Raw genomic sequence first — 19,814 nt, forward strand, 5'->3', positions numbered from 1 at the left:
CTAATAATGATTAATTTTTGAAAATTAATTTATGTTTAAATCTCCAGATCCGGAACCCACCCCCAGCCCCTTCTGGGAGGGAAAAACGAGAGGTCGCTCATTAAAAAACGATCGGTTTATTGCCTCTCGATCGATACAGCAATCCTTCTAAAATGGCAGCATTAGTATTGAGATCGATCGCCTTATTTTTACCTAATTTTGGATTCTCATATAGTCCCGAAAAGTAGCCGCGATTGGGGTCTTTTAAGGTTTGAAAGATCGCTCTTAATCTGCGAGCATAAGTATCCTCTGGCATCAGAAAGCTCCAGCCAAAAGCTGCTTTTGTGCTGGAAAATTTTAAATTCGGATAAGATTTATTACCGTCGGTTATAGCTTCCCAATTTTTGCCATTGACATAAACACTATAATAAAGAAAATAGGGCGGTCTTTGAATTGAGTCTTCATTCACCGCAGTTAAAATTCCAGTACGCTCAAATCGTTGGGCTTGAACTTTTAATAAGTTTTGAACTTGAGGCTTAACTGCCTCTGTCCAGCCGAGTTCTAGTCCCCACAACAGATAAGGATCGTTGGTAAGGTAGTTACTAGCTCCAGAATTTTTGATGTTTCGTCGATCGACCTGCAAGGGAACGCCATCTACTGTAATTGTTTCTATGGGCGGTTTTTCTAATGCTTCAGCAGCTTGTAAATTCCATAATTGCAAACTTCTAGCAGCATATTGCTCGTAACCCAATCGTCCCTCTTGAAAGTAATTAACTACGCCTTTTGATGTTGGAATCCCGCCATAAATCTGACCGTTTTTAACTAGTTTCTGAAGATCCCACCGCGCGACTATTTTATTGACTCGATCGGTATATTCTGGATACTTAGTTCTCAAAACGTACAATCCCAGCAAAAATCGACTGACATCCAATCCCGACCACCCGCTTAGCCCTTGAGGGTCGGGCGTATCATTGAGCTTTCGCATTTGGGCGGTGGTGGTGCTATAAGCTTTATTTGGTAACCTCGTACTGGGTAAAGGCATTTTCTCTAGAGTGGAGAGAAAAGTTTGCGCCCACTGGTTGAAGCGATCTGGGGGCATTAAGCCTAGCTGTCTGGCGGCGTGAATGCCCAGAATGGCACTGCCTTGATCCCACCAAGTCGTCCAGTGATATTTGTCGCCAGAATTGACAAACCCCGTTTGCTTTACTAAGTTCTGCTCGAAGTATTTCCAAGCAGTTTTAGCCGCAATTTTATCTAAGTCTTTTAATGATTGGTTTGTTTCTGGGATTTTTTGTTTTGTCTGTGGCGGTTTTCGATCTACTTGTCGTAGGACTTTCACCACTTTAGGGGATTGTGGAAGGACGGGTGGTGGCGGTGGCGGTGGCGGTACAATTTCTGCTGGTGGTTCTCGATATCCAGGCGGTAAGGGCTGCTCCTCGCTCAGTGGTGGTAGCGATCCAGGGGGTAAAGGATCGCCTGGTTTTGGTAGTGGTGGCGGTGGTGGCGGTGGCGGAATCAACGACACTTCAACAGCAGTAGCGACGCTAGGTGTAGATGATATCCAATAGCTTCCACTGATTTCTGCTACAAATTCTGCGGTTTGACCAACTTTACGTGGTAAACCTTGTCCCGTACCAGCCGACACAGCTTGCCACCAGGGGCTATTCATGTCCGTATTAGGACGGATCAGCGATTTTCGATCGACTGATTTGAACAACAGAGCTTCGAGAATCATACTATTAGTACTACTGGTATAAGTTATAACAGTCCTCCCCGTTTTGTCATAAAAGCCCTCATAATAGCCGTTATAAGGATCGTAGAGATCGAGAGTCGCTCGCCAGAGTTCGAGTGCATAGGGATCTTCGGGAAACAACGCATAGGAAGCAATTGCCGCAGCAGTACTAATTAACCGCAGATCCGGCAGCGATTTACCATCATCGCTGAGAGTTTCCCACGATCGACCTTTCCCGATCGCGGTACTATGCAGGATGTACGGTTTAGACTCGATCGCGTTGGTAGTAGCAGTAGTCAAGATATTGGTGCGCCGATAGCGTTCTGCTTGAGCTTTGAGCAGTGGTACGATCAATGCTCGCATCTGTGGATCTAGACCAAACTCCAAGCCATAGAGGAAAAACGGGTTGGTAACAGTTTTGCCGTTCTCTAGTGAAGTTTCTTTCGATTTGACACGTTGGACTGGTACCGGAAAACCTTCAAGCGACCCCATCTGATACTGTCCGCCTACCGCCGATTTATGCACATCGAATCCCCAGAGCTGAAATCCACGGGCGGCATACTCTTCATATCCCAGTCGGGTTTCTGGCTCCACCCGCGTCAGCATTCGCCCATTGGCATCTCGCTTGACGATCGAACTATAGAGCGAACCATCGCGTACCACCCGCAAATACGACCAATCGAGGATAATTTTTTCGATCGCATTGGTATATTGGGGATAGCAAGTTTTTAAGCCATATAGAGCTGTCAACAACCGTCCCACATCCAACGACGACCAGCCCGTGCCATCGGGTGTAGGATTGTTGCCATAGTCCACCAGTTGCATCGACTGGCTATTGTAGCTTCGGTTTGGCAATTCGCCCGTAAAGAGGGCAATTTTGGGCAACATTCCCAATACCTTGCGGATGCGAGTGTCGAATTGGTTGTCTGTTAACACATCCAACAACCGTGCTGATTGGACGGCAGCCAGATAATCACCCAACCCCCACAGCGTCGAGCCTTTCATAAAATTGCGATCGTTAGGTAGCCCCGTGGCTTCCATGTTCACCTCAAAGTATCGCCAAGCAGCTTGTGCGTAACGCTTTTCGGGCACACTCAAAGGTTTGCTGGGACGAGGACAGGTAGTTGCCTGGAGATTGCCCACAGACGGGATGAGAGTAGCAGGTGCAGCAGCTATGAGCGGATTTGCTTTAGTGGCGGTCGGCGTACTCGCTGGCGTTGAGGTGGCAATAGCGGTGGCTGGCGCACTCCCGCTAATTAAGGGACGGTTGCCTCTGGCTTTGTAATAAAGAATTTCTAAAATCAGTCCATTAGTGTTTCCAGTTAAAGATGTATTTGGTTCCTTGGTTGCTTCAAAGAGTCCAGCATAAAAACCATTATTTTTTGGATCTTTAAGACCTTTGACAGCATCAAAAACCTGTTTAGCATATTCATGATTTGGATATAAATACCGCCACCCAAAAGCAGCCTTGGTACTGATGCTGCGGAATTCGGGAATGGGCTTATTTTCTTCGGTAATTGCCGCCCAAGGGACACCGTTAGAATAAACCGTATTATAGATAAAGTATGGCGGCTTATTAATATTATCTTCAGATACAGCCGTTAATTGTTTTGTATCTTCAAAGCGGCGTTTTTGAACTTCTAAGAGTCTCGCCGCATAATCGCCGATTTCCCCCTGCAATCCAAATTCTATCCCGTCGAGAATATAGGATTCACTGACGACATAGTTATTTGCATTCGTGCTTTGATAGTCACGAGTATCGGCAGGTATTTTTATACCATAAATATCGACAAATTTAAATGGTTGAAGAGATAGGGCTTTAGGTAGTTTAAAGCCCCACAATTCATAGCCTCTAGCCGCATATTCTTCATAGCCGAGTCGCCCTTCCTGAACTAACAGCGTACTACCGTCAGGTTTAACCATTGCACCATACATGTCACCATCCTTGACTGATTTTGCTAGTTGCCATTTAGCGAGTGTGCCCTTGAGCCAACCATCATATTGAGGATGGCAAGTTCGGATCACATGAAATGCGGCTAGCATCCGCCCGATATCTAGAGCAGACCAGCCGATCCCGCGTGGGGTAGGTTTATTTGCATAGTCCACCACTTCGGCGGTTTTGGCGTTATAAACTTTGTTTGGTAGAGTGCCCTCAAATAGCTTCAAGCTATTGAGAGTGGTTAAAAATTTATTCATTTTTTGGTCGAATTCCGATTGCGGAATCAGCTTCAACCATCGAGCAGCATTCATTGCCATCAGATAATTACCCAAATCCCAGAGGGTGCCAGAGGGATATCCACCTGTCGAGTTGGCAAATCCAGTATCGGGTTGATAATTGGCTTGAAAATACTGCCAAGCAGTTTTGGCGTAATCTTCTTCTTCAGGGCTGAGTGGAGCGACGATTGACTCACACATGCTGGGTTTAGCAGCTTGATTTTGTGCCATGACTGGTTCGGGCGGAAAAAATTGCAACACAAATTGCAGGCTAATTCCGACGAGAAATAGTGCTGTCCATTTTACCCATTTGGGTTGGTGGGAATGAAACTTATCGATCCACATTTAGTTATGAATAAGAATTAAATAATATTTCTGGTGGTTGCGGGGATCTACCTACCCTAACCTTTGGGCACCTTCACCATCTGCGATCGCACAAGGAGCGATATTTTGCAATCGACATCGATGCAGGGTAGGCACGAAGCACCGCCCCTAAAGTGAGAATTCAAGAGAGATTGAGGGAGATTGTTAGGGTTTAGCTGTAGTAGACCTTTTAGGTGATGCCACCCCCGCCCAGATAGTTAATGGTTTGCCGACTTTTTTGTAGAGTAAACTTTGTAAAATCACGCCGTTATTATTAGCTGTTTGGGCTTTATTCGGTGCTTTTAAAACCTCGTAATAACCGTTGTACCAACCACCATCAGCTTTGAGATTAGTTTCGACAAAGCTAAATAACTTCTGGGTATAGTCGCTGCTGTATAATACGTGCCAGCCGATCGCGGCTTTGGCACTCAGGAATCTTAATTCGGGATAATTTTGGCGTTTGTCAGAAATATTTGCCCAAGATTTACCATTGACAAATACAGAATTATAGACAAAATAAGGAGCGCGATCGAGGTTGTCTTCGGTCGCGGCTGTCAATTGTTGGGTCGCCATGTATCTGGCTTCCTGCGCGGCTAAGACTCGATCGGCATAGGCTTTGGGTAAGGATTGAAATCCAGTTTCAATTCCATCGAGAATGTACGGCTCGCTGAGGACGTAATTGTTCGCACCTGAATTGTTAAAATCACGTTTATCGTAGGGTACACCTTGACCGTAGATGCCAATAAAAGCCGTATTAGTTTTGGTATCTAAGGCTTTATTAACATTTAAACCCCACAATTTCAAACCATAGGCAGCATAATTTTCATAACCCAAGCGACCTTCTTGGTTATACTGTTCCTTACCATCGGTAACGGCAGTTCCGTACATCCGACCATCTTTAACTAGTCGTTGGACTTGCCAGTGTTTCCAAACGGCTTCAGTTTGGGGTTTTAATTGGGGATATTTAGAACCGACAATTTTGAGCCAGATGGCCATCCGTCCGAGATCGATCGCCGACCAGCCAATTTCTTCGCGCTTGGTAATTTGACCGTAATTGACGGGGATTAATGTTTTGGAGTTATAAACCTTGTTGGGCAATTGCCCGTTGTACAATGGCAGCGTTGCCAATGTTTCGAGCGTTTGGCTCATTTTGGATTGAAATTCTGTCGCCGAAACTAGATTGAGTTCTTTGGCACTAACCAGAGCGGCAATGGCAGCAGCTTGATCCCACATCGTTACTGATTCAAAGCCGCTGACGCTATTGACTAAACCAGTTTTTTGCTGCCAATTTTTCTGAAAATATGCCCAAGCTTGACGCGCCATCGCGATTTCGGCTGGTGTCAAAGTACTGGCACTGATATTTGTTAGTGCCAGTCTAGCAGACATCTCGGCTGGTGGGAGGGGTAAGCCAGGATTGGAGATCGATCGGGTATCGAGATCTGTTAGTTTATCTACTGCTTTCATTTCACCAGCCTGGGTTGTAGCAGTTCTGGATTTAGCCGCTAATAAAGCATCTGTTTGACGGAGATACGCAGCCAAGTTTTCCAACCCAAAAATCGCCGCAACTACCGTGATAATTCCACCTACCGCAGAGAGTATCGACCATCCCAACGGTGGTGGCTTAAAATCAGAACTCATGGTGTGTTTACTCTGGTAGTGTCCTGCTTTATTATGCCCATTGGCTTCAAAAAAATTTACCGCAGGTGACAAATTGGAAATTATTGTCACTCAGTGCGGCTCAAGATATCCCCGACTTTTTGGAAAAAGTTGGGGATACGATCGATTTTAGACATCGAGCTTCGGCAAACTAGACGTAATTGAAATAGGTATTAGTGAGGCTGAGTGTGTCAGCAGTTTGCACGATCCCAATCAGTTCGTTCCCCGTACCGTACTGGCGGTACAGCCCAACACCATTGATGCCAGAGATCGCGGAACCCAATGTGTAGTCACTAGCACTACCGCTGAGTTGAATGATATCGTCAGCAGCACTAAAGTCGGTAACTAGAGCGTAGTCATTCGCCCCAGCAAAGAGCGGATCGGCACTATGGTAGTAGACTTTGCCGACTTCACCCAAGATAAACCGATCGAACCCACCTCCACCAGTCAGAATATCGATCGATCCGCGACCGAGATCGGTAGCCCCAATGCCGACTAAGACATCATTACCATTGCCACCAAAGATGATATCATTACCTGCTTGCCCGACCAGATAGTCGTCACCGTCGCCACCATCGAGATTATCGTTACCAGCATTAGCATAGATAAAATCGTTACCCCAGCCACCGAAGATATTGTCTACGCCAGTACCGCCGAAGATACTATCGTTGCCGTCGCCACCATCGAGAATATTAGTCCCAGCTACACCATAGAGTTCGTCGTTGCCAGTACCGCCGAAGAGTTGGTTATTGCCGTTACTGCCATAGAGTTTATCGTTACCAGCACCACCATCGAGCAAATCATCGCCAGTTTCGGCATAGAGGAGATCGTCTCCATCTTGCCCGTAGAGGAAGTCATTACCGTTCCCACCTTTGAGGGTATCGTTATCGGCACCACCGTAGATGGTATCGATCCCGTCGCCACCTTTGATAGTGTCTTGTCCGCCACCTGAGAGAATCATGTCATTCCCGGCACCACCATCGATCGAGTCGTTACCGCTACCGCTAGTGATACTGTCGTTACCATCGCCACCGAGAATAGTATTATTACCATTGCCAGCGTCGATCGAATCGTCACCGCTACCACCGTCGAGATTATCGTTACCAGTGCCAGTAGTAATGGTGTCATTACCCGCACCAGCAGCAATTTTGACGGTTAGAGTGGTAGCGGTAAAATTGTCATTACCCACCCCACCGATGACGGATTCGATGCTGGTAGTTTCGAGATTTAGGGTTACAGCATTACCATTTTCGACATAGGCAATATCGTAGCCAGAGCCACCATTGATGGTATCTTCGCTGTCGAAGTAGAGCGTATCGTTACCCGCACCACCAGTAAGGATATCGGCACCAGCACCACCTTTGAGGACATCATTTCCCGCCCCACCATCGAGGATATCGTTACCAATCCCACCATCGATCGAGTCAGCACCAGTACCGCCAGTAATTGTATCGTTACCAGCTTCACCCATGAGGATATTAGTACCGCCAGCAGCAGTAATGGTATCGTTACCATCGCCACCAAAGAGTTCGCTGTTGCCAGTACCGCTGGTGAGCGTGTCATTGCCAGCGTAACCAAACATTTTGAATGCGGTAGCAGAGGTAGCGGTAAATACATCGTCACCCGCGCCGCCAGCTACTTCTTCAATGCTGGTAGCATCGAGATTGAGGGTAATGCCAGTGCTGCCTTGATAGCGAGCCACATCGTAACCCGTGCCACCATTGATGGTATCTTGACTATCAAAATTGAGGACGTCATTACCCGCGCCACCGTTGAGAAGATCGGTTCCGGCTCCACCAGTTAAGGTATCATTACCGTCGCCACCCTCAAGTTTGTCATCACCTGCGCCGCCATCGAGGATATCGTTACCTGCGCCAGCATTAATAGTATCGTTACCATCTCCACCGTAGAAACTCTCGTGCCCAGCACCACCAGTTAAGGTATCATTACCACCTTCTCCGTGCATTGAGACACTACCAGTACCAGAGTTGGTGAAAGTGTCATCGCCACTAGCACCATAGGCAACTTCGATGTTCGTCGCACCTAAATCTAAAGTAGCTCCAGCGGTAGATTCGACAATCGCCGTATCGTAACCCTCACCACCGAGCACGCTAGCATCATCGGCATCAAAGAATAACACATCATTGCCCGCGCCACCTTGTAATCGATCGACACCCGCACCACCGCTGATGACATCATCGCCAATGCCACCATCGATCGTATCATTGCCCTCGTTACCAGCTAGCCAGCCGTCGTTACCAGCACCACCATCGAGGGTGTCGTTACCCGTACCGCCTTCGAGGACATCTTTACCCTCACCACCAGCGAGGACATCATTACCATCGCCGCCGTTGAGATAGTCATCGCCAGCATCGCCACTGAGGTTATCCGCATCAGCATTACCAAAGATGGAATCATTACCCTCGCCGCCCGTAATAGTGTCATTACCAGCACCACCACCGAGCATTTTGTCGTTACCAGCACCGCCATCGATGATATCGTTGCCATCGCCGCCTTCGACGATATCTACGCCATCGCCAGCAGTAATTGTGTCATTACCAGCACCACCCTTGAGCATGTCATCGCCGATGCCGCCATCGAGAAGATCTACCCCATCGCCACCATCGACGATATCGTTACCCTCACCACCATACAAGCGATCGTCACCTTCATTCCCTAAGATCGTGTCATTCCCTGCGTCACCAGAGACGAGATCGTTACCCGCGCCACCTGCAACCACATCATTACCGACACCACCAGAGACAATATCGTCGCCAGCACCGCCATCGAGCCAAGTATCATCACCCTCGCCACCAGAGAGAGTATCGTTACCCACGCCACCCATCAAGACATCGTTGCCAATACCACCATCCAAAATGTCATCGCCAGCACCGCCATCTAAGACATCATTACCAGCTTCACCATAGATTGTATCGTTACCATCGCCACCGGATAGCCAGCCATCGTTGCCTTCGCCGCCGTAAATCCGATCTTCGCCAGCACCCCCTTCGATAACATCGTTACCAGTACCGCCAAAGAGGAGATCGTTGCCAGCACCACCATTTAGGTAATCATTGCCATCGCCACCAGCGAGAGTATCGTTACCATCTTCACCAGCGAGAGCATCATCACCAGTCCCACCATCGAGGAAATCGTCACCCGCACCACCGCGCAGGTTATCATTACCAGCGTCAGCATAAAGAGCATCGTTATCGGCTCCACCGTCGAGGATATCGTCTCCGTCACCACCATAGAGAGTGTCGTTACCAATACCACCTTGTAAACTGTCATTATCTGCGCCACCATCGACGATATCGTCGCCATCGCCACCATCTAAGACATCATTGCCAGCTTCAGCATAGAGGGTATCGTTACCAACACCACCCATTAAAGTATCATCACCGTTACCACCGATTAAGAGATCGTTACCAGCTTCACCATTGAGGTAGTCATTACCCTCATCACCTTGCAACTTATCATCACCTTCGCCACCTTGTAAACGATCGTTACCCAGGTTGCCGATCAGGAAATCATTGCCAGTACCGCCTTCGAGGAGATCGTTACCTGCCCCAGCATTCATCGAGTCGTCACCTGCACCGCCTTTGAGATGGTCGTCACCATCGCCACCGCAGAGGATATCATTATCATCACCACCATCGAGGTAGTCGTTACCAGTACCGCCCAGCAGCGAGTCTTTGCCAACACCACCCAATAGCGTGTCATTATCGGCACCGCCCATGAGCATATCGTCACCTGCGCCGCCATCTAAAACATCATTACCAGCTTCACCATAGAGAGTGTCATTACCAGTACCGCCGACGAGATAGTCATCGCCATTTCCAGCAATTAAGGTATCGTTACCTACTTCGCCTTCGAGGACATCATTGCCATCACCACCGATGAGTTTATCATTGCCCAAACCACCTTTGAGATGGTCGGCACCCTCGCCGCCATCTAAAACATCATTACCTTCGCCACCATCGAGGTAGTCATTACCCGTACCGCCTTGCAGCAAATCGGTACCAGTACCACCCATCAATTTGTCATTGCCAGTACCGCCATTGAGGATATCGTCACCATTACCACCAGCGAGGATATCATCGCCTGCATCGCCATTAATAATATCGTCGCCCTCGCCGCCATCGAGCCAATAATCATCGCCCTCACCGCCATTAATTCGATCGTCACCTGCGCCACCTTCGATCGAGTCTTTGCCCAAATCGCCGAGGAGTACATCATCGCCATTACCGCCAATGATGATGTCATCATACTGGTCAGTACCAGTGGAGGAGGTAGTTGTAAAGCCATTTCCAGTCGAATCGATCGCGCCGATATAGACATACTGACCCGCAGCATCTTTTACCCAACCAGTCCGATCTCCGTGGTCGCCATTTACCCAGTCATCGCCATCATCAGCAATCAGCGTATCGTTACCGACACCACCTTGGATCGTATCGTCACCTGCCATGCCGACGATGAAGTTATTATTACTATCTCCATAGAGGTTGTCATCATTATTGCTACCGACGATAAAAGTTAAATTAGATGATGCCATTGTCTGCCGAGCCTATAACTGAATAATTAAAATAGTTCACCGCTTGCAGCCACCGAACAATATTCGATCGAGCCGCTCACCAGACTTTTATATCTCGATTTCACAGGTGTACGACATGCTGAAACTACCAATCTTTTTCTAAGTGCAAATACTAGAACGTCTCTCAGTAAGCTCCGGAACCCAATAACAGAGCCAATATTTTCTACGTAAGATCGGGAGCACACAAAGAACGGATGTCGATCGCATTCATTGAAGATGTTGCTGTATTTAGATATGGAATGCTTGCAAAAAATCAGGGTATGGGCAACTCATAAATTGCCCATACCCTCAATATTAGCGATCGATCTTATCTAATTACCACCGCCATTGAATAGATTAAATTGCTTGAGAAAACTCACATTGTCTGGCGTTAAAAATTTATGCAAACCTTCTACTTCATTGAGCAATTTAATTTCTTGCTGACACTCAGCTCGCAAAATCTCTAAATGTCGATCGCGGGTAGCTCCATCTGGCAAGCTTTGAACTGTTGTTAAGGCCACACTAATTTTAGTCACCGTTTGTCGTAATTCGGCTGTAAAACTTTCAAAAATGCGATCTTTTGTTTGATTGAAAGTTTGGAGATTTTGAATTTTCTTGCTGAAGTTTTGATATTCTTGATGTCTATTAAAATAATGCTCCATCGTTCTCGCACTGCGTTCTAGCTGAACGCGAACGGCTTTTAATAATTCATCACCAGTAAAAGGTTTGGTCAAATAGTCATTTGCGCCTAGCTCCATTCCTTGGCGGCGATCCTGGTGGACGGATTGTGCAGTCAAAAAGATAAATGGTGTAATTGCTGTTTCTGGATGATTCCGCAAAGCAGCTAGGACTTGATAGCCATCCATTACTGGCATCAGAATATCCGAAATTATTAGATCTGGGCACTCTTTTATAGCCAACTTTACCCCAATCTCACCGTTTTCAGCGACGAGTGTTTGGAAAGTTTCTAATTCTAAAATTTCTTGAATATTATGTCTGACATCATCAGTATCTTCAATAATTAAAATTTTATTCATATCTATTTTAAATATCTTATAAGTCCATACATCTAAAATAGAGCAAGACTTATATGCTATATATTAGTTTGAAAGAAGGTTTAAACATCTGTCTGGAAAACACCCAATCCTAACTACCTTGCTCTAAGCTGTCGAACATTTAAATCACATATTAGATTTTTTGAAAGTGGGGAGCGGGGAGCGGGGAGCGAGAGACAAGACAGGGAGCGGGGAGGAGGTAAGTAAATTAAATGAGTAACAGCTTAACTCACTTATCGATCAGTGTTTCGATCGTCGCTACTAATTGACTGAGTTTGACAGGTTTAGCTAGATATCGATCGACTCCAGCATCTAAGCATTTTTGGCGATCGTCAGGCATCGCTAGAGCCGTCAAAGCGATGATGGGAATCGTCGCACATATAGGAATCTGACGAATGTGCTTAGTGGCCTCGAAACCATCCATTCCTGGCATTTGAATGTCCATCAAGATGATGTTAGGAGGGTGGCCTTGAGTTAGATCTTTGGTGCAGTTTTCCAGAAAGGAAATTGCTTGACGACCATTTTCAGCTACCGCGATCGTATAGCCCCGACTTTGAAGATAAGTAGTCATGGTTTCGATATTGCCCTCATCATTTTCCACCAACAAAATCGAGGTTTGAGACGGTACCACTAAAGTTTCGTCAGGAACGGGATCTGAAGCAATTGGATATGGGAGAGGAGATGGGGTAAATGCCATCTCTAGACTTGGCTCCAATGGCAAATAAACCGTAAAACAACTGCCCCGATTGATTTCACTCTGAACCGATACGGTACCGCCGTGCATTTCGACAATCCGTTTGACCAATGACAATCCTAGTCCCGTCCCTGCATACTGACGACTGAGACTACTATCAATTTGGATAAAGGATTGAAACAGCTTATCCATATTTTCGGGAGCAATCCCAATTCCGGTATCGATAATCGAGAAGGCAATTTGCCACACAGGTACAGACGATTGTCGATCGATTGAGGTGTCTGCGTCTGTTGCTACAACGGCTTCATTTACTGCTTGTTTTTCGGTTTTCCCATTTGCCAATCCTACCCGTATATCCAATGTAATGTTACCCCCTTCAGGGGTGAATTTAACTGCATTACTGAGTAAATTGATCAAGACTTGACGAAAGCGAAGATCGTCTACTCTAATATGTAGATGTTTGAGTTGTTCTGGTAGTTGAGTCTGCAATCTAATTTGCCGTTTGTGTGCGAGTTCTTTAATAAATAACACACTATTTTGACATAGAGATTGAACCGATACTTCGGTCAATTCCAGATTGAATTTGTTTGCTTCGATCTTAGACAGATCGAGAATATCGTTAATTAAAGCTAATAGATGTTTACCACTCTTTTCGATCGTGATAATCGACTTTTGTTGTCGCTCGTTGATATTACCAAACACCCCATCTTGTAAGCTTTCAGACAGCCCTAAGATCGCATTGAGTGGGGTGCGAAGTTCGTGACTCATGCTTGCTAAAAACTCATCTTTGAGCCGAGTAGCACGAGCAAGTTCTTGGTTGGAGACGGCAAGTTGTTGGTTACTTTCTAGTAGTTGCGTCTGTGCTTGCTGTCTCTCTGCTAGTTCTTGCTGTAATTTCTCAAACAAACTTGCTTGATGAATAGCCAGCGCGAGTTGATCGGCGACTTGCTGGACTAATTTAACTTCGGTATCCTGCCAGCAGCGATGAGTGCGGCAAGAATGGACGCTTAACAATCCCCATAAATGTGGCTCATCCCATGTCTCAATTTCCTGTTCGGTTGCACTGTTGCCAAATAATAGCAAAATCGGTACGACAATTTTAGATTTAACACCGATATGGTCGATATAGGCTTGCAAAGGTGCCGACCGAGGATCTTGCTTGAGATCGAACACCACATTTGGGTTGCCATCTAAGTAAAATTCAAATTCTTCGTTGCTTAAATATTCATTATCCCAATTTCGGTCTAGTGCGCGGGGATATTCTGGCGAGACAACTTCTTCGACTGCTCGCAGATGACCGTTAGGAGATACTTGAAAAATACTCGCTCGATCGACCATCATTAATTCTTTTACTTGCTCGGTTGCTGTTGCCAGAATTTCGGCTACATTCAACGAGTTGCGGATTTGCTGTGCGAGTGCGGCTAATGCTTTCTGCTGTCTGAGTTGGATCGCGATCGCTTCTTCTGCTTGCCAACGGATTTCTAATTCTAACTGGACTTTTTCATAGAGGGTGGCTTGTTGGATGGCAATGCCGATCTGTTCGGCAATTTGTTTGACAAAATTAATTTCACCTTGTTGCCAAGAGCGATCTGCAAAGCAATGATGTATGCAGAGTAAACCCCACAACATCGGGCCATTGAGCAATGGTACGACTAAATTCGAGCGCACCTGAAATTTTGCTAAAACCTCAACCTCAAAATCTCCCAGTCCAGCCGCATGAATATTTTCGATCGCATTAATCCTACCTTTTTGATAAAAATGTGCTAACCTTTCACCAAAACCAGGATCTTCAATTTCTACTCCCAAAATTGATTGAAACTGCATATTTACAGATTCAGCAACAAATTTACCATCATCAAAGTTTAGCTCGGAGTTGAATTTAAATATGCCCACTCGATCGGTTTCCATAAAATGCCGAATCTCTCTAACGGCAGTCTCAAAAATAGTCTTGAGATCTAAAGATTTCCGAATTCGTTGGGTGATTTCTCGCAGTACCGATTCTCGTTCGGCTTGCTGCCGAATCATTTGTTCGTTGTGTTGGCGCACCAGTTCGTCATGCTTGGCAGCAGTGATATCAAAGTTAATCCCCGTCATACTTTGCGGACGATCGAGAGCGTCCCGTTGCACCAACCCATAAGCTTTGATGAAATGAATGCTACCGTCAGGATGAATAACTCGAAATTCCGTGTCGTATTCTGCTTCTCCCAAGAGAGCTTGAGCTAGGAGAGCTTCGGTCGCAGGGCGATCTTCGGGATGGATAGTTTTAGCCCATGTATCGTAAGCCATGCTAATTGAGGAGTCTCGCGTAGAGCCTTCGCTGCCATATAGTTCGTACATCCGATCGTCCCAAATTAGCAGACCGCTGATAATGTCCCATTCCCAACAACCGACCGAGCCAGATTTGAGCGATAACGATAACCGTTCGGATAGTCTGAATAATTGAGCCTCTGTTTGTTTGCGCTCGGTAATATCTTGGTAAGTTCCGATTAGGCCGATTGTCTCACCATTACAGTTACGCATTGGCATCTTATTTGTCTCGATCCAGCGAGAACTACCATCGATGGCTGTTTGTGTCTCGATCTTCCCTAACTTTGGTCTACCCGTTGCAATTATGTGCCGATCGTCTACGCTGTAAGCATCACCTTCAGCGATTCCCCAGCAAAGATCGTAGTCAGTTTTACCAACAATTTCTGTAGGCGAGTTTAAATTAGCATCTTGGGCGAAGTTATGGTTACAACCTAAATAGCGAGATTCTCGATCCTTCCAAAATATCGCAAGTGGAAAAGTCTCGATGACAGTTTGGAGAAATTGCTGCGATTCTTGAAGTTGAGCCTCTCGTTCTTTCAATCGGACAGTCTGTTCTTCAACTTGCTCCGCTAGGGCGATAATGCGATGTTCCAGTAATTGAACTTTTTGTGTTTCTGACTTTGATACCTTGGCATTCAAGGTTTCAGTTAAATGATACTGGAGACTTTCCTGACTGATTATTCCCACTAAACAATCGCGATCGTCAACCACTGGTAAATAGAGAATATGGTGTCGATGGAGGAGATCGATAGCTACAGATATATCTGTAAAATCTGCGGCGTTGAGGGTGACAGTTTTTGCGGCCATCGCATCGCGGATTGCTAGACTACTCAAGTCCTTGCCCTCAGCAATCAGCCTGACGACATCTCGCTCTGTCAGGATGCCGATAAGTCGTCCGCTCTCGACGATCGAGACGCAACTCGATATCACTTGGAACTGTAATTTGTCCGGTTTAGCAGTAGCTTTTCCTGGTTCGCAGACAATCCGAATCCCCTTCATCAGAGAGATTGCCTCCCTCACAGTCCGATCGGGGGGCATAATCAGAGGTGGATAGACTAGTCTGTGCCACAGATGTGTTACTAGTGCCGAATTCGGCTCGGATTGAGTGAGGAGTGGAAAAGAATTTAGCATTTGTTTGTGCAAAGGATGCTCTGTTTTTAGAGTGCCCTGACTCAAACTCAAAATGACCAAAATTGAGCCAATCGTGTTACGTGGCTCGCTCGTTACTCCCGAAAAACTTTCTAAAGCTTATTCTAAACTTATAATCTTGTCCGATAGCGATACATTTTATGCTCGCTCCTGGATCGGGAATTGCCAGTATAAGAGAGTTAATTTAGGTGTCGATCTGGGTATCCTACTAAAGATAGACAAGATGTACGATCGAGTAATTTTCCATGAATACCTATTCCATTCTGATTGTCGATGATGAACCAGACAACTTTGATGTGATCCAATCACTTTTACCTGGGGAAAATTATAGGTTGCATTATGCGATTAGCGGCGAACACGCGATCGCTTCACTAGATAAATTCGACCCTGATGTCATTTTGCTTGATGTGATGATGCCCGGTCTCAATGGAATTGAAGTATGCAAACAGATTAAGGCAATGTCTAAATGGCAATCTGTGCCGATCGTCATGGTGACAGCCCTGTCTGGTAAAGAGGACTTAGCTCGCTGTCTGACCGCAGGTGCCGATGATTTTGTAAATAAGCCAGTCAATGGGATTGAATTGCGCGCTCGTGTCAGCTCCATGCTGCGGATCAAAAAACAACACGATCGGATTCAATCTTTCTCTAAACTTCAGCGACATAATATTCATTCACTAACAAATGATTTGAATGAAATTCGCTTAGATTTAGCTGCTGAGTTTTCCTGTGAATTCGATCGCCCGCTAGATATTATCTCGGAAACCACAGAGCATCTGACTGAGAATATAGAACAGTTAAGTACGGCTGCTATTATCCATATTTTAGGCCAAAACAACCGCTCGACATTACAATTACGTAAGTTAATGAAGAAATTCTGGTTTTATCTACAACTCGTAGCTGAAAGGCCAGAATCTAATTATGGTAATGCCTCGATTCCCAAATCGATAGTCGAGCAGAGTCTAAAGAATCGATTTAAAGAAATAGCACTACCTGGTAATATAATCTACGAAGTCGAAGATACGCAACTAGCTGTAAATACTACCCATTTCCAGTGGATATGCGATGAATTGATAGAATACGTAATTAGCAATATCAATCCTCGTACTCGCACGAGAATTTTTGGTGAAGTTATTGATGATATGTTTCATTTTTCACTGACAAATTATCAGCGAGATGTTGAGAAACCTTCGATGATAGAAATGACAAAATCTATTCAATTAAATACATCTACATACGAAGAACGCGAACTAAAAATAGGCTTAAAAATTGTCAAGAAGCTTGTTAATAATTATGATGGGGTATTTTTACTGTCTGGTCCTAATGAAGCGGAAACGGCAGTCTACCTAACGTTACCATTAGTACCACAGCGATTGCCGATGATGGGGTCTGTGTTAAAAACACCGACGGTATCGGTGGAGGGGTAGAGGTGTAGATGGGTGGATGAGTCCACTAAGACAGCGATCCAACAGCACATGCCCACGCGATCGCGGGTCTATCTACCCATCCACCTTTCTAGGGAATGGTGCGAATTGCTAAAGCTGGGGGTGCTAAATGACCGCGACTGGCGGGAATGTCTCGGATCGTATTACCTTGAGCAATGGCTAGATGACCGTTACTATGAGGTGGGAGTTGGTAACCACTCAAGCAATTGCCCTCAGTCCAGACGGCCAATCGATCGTCATCTAATACCCACCAGTTTGGCACCTCAATCCGAGCAGTACCAGGAGTGACATAAAAAATGGCAGTTTGATAGATGGCTTCATAGCCGCCCCGCCCATCGGGACGGACGATCGCAATTCGCGCGCGTCCGGGAGCTAACCATTTGGCTTCGATCGATCTGACTCGCCCGAAAGTTAAGGGGTGATGGAGATCGATATAGAAAAAACCGCCAGGTAACGGCTGAACTCGATCTGGGCTAGAATTACCACCCTGAGCTTGTGGGGGTGCTGCTTCTAATCCCAAATCGACCATTTTGTTTGCCAGATAGGAGGCAAACACCGCATGACCCAAATTATTTAGATGTAAACCATCAGCCGAATAATCAGCGAGATCTGAGGGTGGAAAGGCTTCTTTGCCAGCATCGATAAAATAACCACCGATTTGGCTGGTAGTTGCTTGTAAAATGCGATCGTAGTCTTGACGGCGATCGAGTGTCGCTTGATTGGGTTGGGGGGTGCTGACAATTAATTGACGCGGCTGAAATTCTTGCGCCATCCCCGTCAGCATTTTCGTCAAATCGCCACTATAGGTACCGGGCTGCGTCGCAGTTCCTAAATTAATTCGCCGAAACGCATCATTGACACCATAGAGAATTATCACCCGATCGGGCTTACGGGATAAAACATTCGTCCGCCAGCGTTCTAGTCCCGATGGTACCGATGCGAGTTCTTTTTCCCGCAGTGCGTTAGAAACCGTCGATCCAGACAATCCTTCATTAATCTCTTCCCAACCCAAATAACGCGATAGCAGCGTTGTCCATCGCCTATCGCCTCTAGTCGTCCCGAACCCTACCGTAGAACTAGAGCCAAAAAAGACGACTTTGGGCAATTTTTTGGGTTGAGATTGGGACTCTTTCGACAAAGTTGGTTGCGGTAATGAATTAGCAATTAGTGGCTGAGTAATCAGCACGCAAATACCAATAATTAATAATCCCAATAAATACCCCGCCATATATTTACGCCTGCGGATCGAGTCTCTTCCAAAGACGCTACGCAAATGAGATTTTTGGCATTGCCGATCCCAGAAATTATTGACAATCCATCGATCTCTCCCAGTCTCCCCGTTCTTATTTCTGCCCACGCGCCCAGTCCTCCAAGGGAATCGAACCAATGTGACTATAGAGGATTGCTTCTAAGATTTGACCGTTAGTATTGAGCGTGAGCGATCGATTGATTTCTTGAGTACCTTCATATACACCACCAAATACACCACGATTGGGGTCTGCCAGCCACCGGAGAGCCTTATAATTGCGTTCTGTATAGCGATTGCGAAATAACATCTGCCAAGACGTTGCCGTCTTAGTGCTGCTCGTACTAAATTTATTGCCATCTTTGCCGGATGGAGTCAAACTTTTCCAATTTTGACCATCGACATGAACATTGTTATAGACAAACCAGGGTTCGCGATCGAGATTGTCCTCCGACCATGCGGTAAAATGTCCGGTAGCCTGTGCGCGGCGGGTTTGCGCTTGCAATACTCGTCCGGCATATTCAACAGGTAACGCTTTAAATCCAGTTTCTAGCCCATCTAAAACATAGGGTTCGCTGGTGACATAGTTATGGTAGGTAGTGCGGGTATCGGCAGGAATTGGCACTCCCATCACATCCACATTTTTCTCATTTGCTTTAGGATTGAGGGCATTTTTTGCGACTACTCCTAATTTTTTCATGCCATAAGCGGCATACTGCTCGTAACCCAGTCGCCCTTCTTGATTCCACTCTTCTTTTCCCTTGTTAAGATGGACACCCATCAGATTTCCATCACTTTCGAGGCGCGTGAGTTTCCATCTGGCTGTAACAGCATTACAGGCAGTTTTATGTTGGGGATAGCGATTAGCGATAATATCCAGCCAGAGAGCCAATCTACCGAGATCGATCGCTGAAAAGCCAATTTCCTCGGTTTTATCCAATTTGCCATAGTTGACTGGTTGAAGTGTGGCGGCATTATAGGCTTTATTGGGTAACTCGCCTTTATATAGTGGCATTTTAGCTAAAGAACCTAAAGCTTGAGCCATCCAGCGATCGAATTCAGCCGCCGAGAGCAGATCCATTTCCCGCGCTGCCATCATTCCGGCAAACTGACTAGCTACATCCCACATCGTTGTGGCAGGAAACTTTGCCGCCGAGGAAACAAGTCCTGTGGGCAGCCGATTGGTTTCAAAATATTTCCACGCATTCCGCGCAAGTTGGCGATCTTCGCCCGTAAGTGGAATCTTGCGGTAGACGGGTACGGGTAAGATACTAGTTTCTTGCCAAGTTAATAATTGGCTGATACCGATACCAGTTAAGCCAATTGCAATACATAATGCAGCTTGCCAGCGAATATTAAGCGATCTAGGTGTTGTTTCCATTATTTAGAAGTTAGGGACTAGTC

8 protein-coding genes are annotated in these 19,814 nt (G+C 46.0%); 1 reads left to right on the forward strand and 7 read right to left on the reverse strand.

Annotated features, from left to right (window positions below; all coding sequences use genetic code 11):
• Positions 1-100 precede the first annotated feature (100 nt).
• The 5 genes from CHA6605_RS36055 to CHA6605_RS31260 all read right to left on the reverse strand — a co-directional run bounded on the left by CHA6605_RS36055 (position 101) and on the right by CHA6605_RS31260 (position 15,704).
• The gene (locus tag CHA6605_RS36055; protein ID WP_015158347.1) at positions 101-4,270 is read right to left on the reverse strand and encodes a DUF3131 domain-containing protein; all 4,170 of its coding nucleotides are present in this window, start codon (positions 4,268-4,270) and stop codon (positions 101-103) included.
• A gap of 183 nt (positions 4,271-4,453) precedes the next feature.
• A complete protein-coding gene (locus tag CHA6605_RS04430) occupies positions 4,454-5,926 on the reverse strand; it encodes a DUF3131 domain-containing protein (protein WP_015158348.1) in 1,473 nt (490 codons plus the stop codon).
• A 169-nt stretch (positions 5,927-6,095) separates the two neighbouring features.
• Positions 6,096-10,499 (reverse strand): beta strand repeat-containing protein, encoded by a 4,404-nt coding sequence (locus CHA6605_RS33620; RefSeq protein WP_015158349.1) that lies wholly within the window; start codon positions 10,497-10,499, stop codon positions 6,096-6,098.
• A gap of 350 nt (positions 10,500-10,849) precedes the next feature.
• The gene (locus CHA6605_RS04440; protein ID WP_015158350.1) at positions 10,850-11,554 is read right to left on the reverse strand and encodes a response regulator transcription factor; all 705 of its coding nucleotides are present in this window, start codon (positions 11,552-11,554) and stop codon (positions 10,850-10,852) included.
• A gap of 247 nt (positions 11,555-11,801) precedes the next feature.
• Positions 11,802-15,704, reverse strand: a complete 3,903-nt coding sequence (locus tag CHA6605_RS31260; protein WP_015158351.1) for a GAF domain-containing protein — start codon at positions 15,702-15,704, stop codon at positions 11,802-11,804.
• A gap of 263 nt (positions 15,705-15,967) precedes the next feature.
• Here CHA6605_RS31260 and CHA6605_RS04450 point away from each other — a divergent pair, with 263 nt between their 5' ends.
• On the forward strand, positions 15,968-17,146 hold the full coding sequence (locus CHA6605_RS04450) for a response regulator (protein ID WP_015158353.1): 1,179 nt from the start codon (positions 15,968-15,970) through the stop codon (positions 17,144-17,146).
• 88 nt (positions 17,147-17,234) lie between these two features.
• Here the strand turns inward: CHA6605_RS04450 and CHA6605_RS04455 are convergent, their stop codons facing one another.
• Both CHA6605_RS04455 and CHA6605_RS04460 read right to left on the reverse strand, forming a co-directional pair.
• Positions 17,235-18,521: an SGNH/GDSL hydrolase family protein gene (locus tag CHA6605_RS04455; protein ID WP_157259785.1), complete on the reverse strand. Its 1,287-nt coding sequence runs from the start codon at positions 18,519-18,521 to the stop codon at positions 17,235-17,237.
• A complete protein-coding gene (locus tag CHA6605_RS04460) occupies positions 18,508-19,791 on the reverse strand; it encodes a DUF3131 domain-containing protein (RefSeq protein WP_015158355.1) in 1,284 nt (427 codons plus the stop codon). Before CHA6605_RS04460 ends, CHA6605_RS04455 begins: the two co-directional genes overlap by 14 nt.
• Positions 19,792-19,814: the final 23 nt, after the last annotated feature.

It is taken from the genome of Chamaesiphon minutus PCC 6605, from assembly GCF_000317145.1.
Taxonomy (GTDB): domain Bacteria; phylum Cyanobacteriota; class Cyanobacteriia; order Cyanobacteriales; family Chamaesiphonaceae; genus Chamaesiphon; species Chamaesiphon minutus.

Excerpts from the sequence above, each read along its gene's own strand:
- CHA6605_RS36055 (WP_015158347.1), bottom strand. The coding sequence starts at position 4,270 with ATGTGGATCGATAAGTTTCATTCCCACCAACCCAAATGGGTAAAATGG.
- CHA6605_RS04430 (WP_015158348.1), bottom strand. The coding sequence starts at position 5,926 with ATGAGTTCTGATTTTAAGCCACCACCGTTGGGATGGTCGATACTCTCT.
- CHA6605_RS33620 (WP_015158349.1), bottom strand. The coding sequence starts at position 10,499 with ATGGCATCATCTAATTTAACTTTTATCGTCGGTAGCAATAATGATGAC.
- CHA6605_RS04440 (WP_015158350.1), bottom strand. The coding sequence starts at position 11,554 with ATGAATAAAATTTTAATTATTGAAGATACTGATGATGTCAGACATAAT.
- CHA6605_RS31260 (WP_015158351.1), bottom strand. The coding sequence starts at position 15,704 with ATGCTAAATTCTTTTCCACTCCTCACTCAATCCGAGCCGAATTCGGCA.
- CHA6605_RS04450 (WP_015158353.1), top strand. The coding sequence starts at position 15,968 with ATGAATACCTATTCCATTCTGATTGTCGATGATGAACCAGACAACTTT.
- CHA6605_RS04460 (WP_015158355.1), bottom strand. The coding sequence starts at position 19,791 with ATGGAAACAACACCTAGATCGCTTAATATTCGCTGGCAAGCTGCATTA.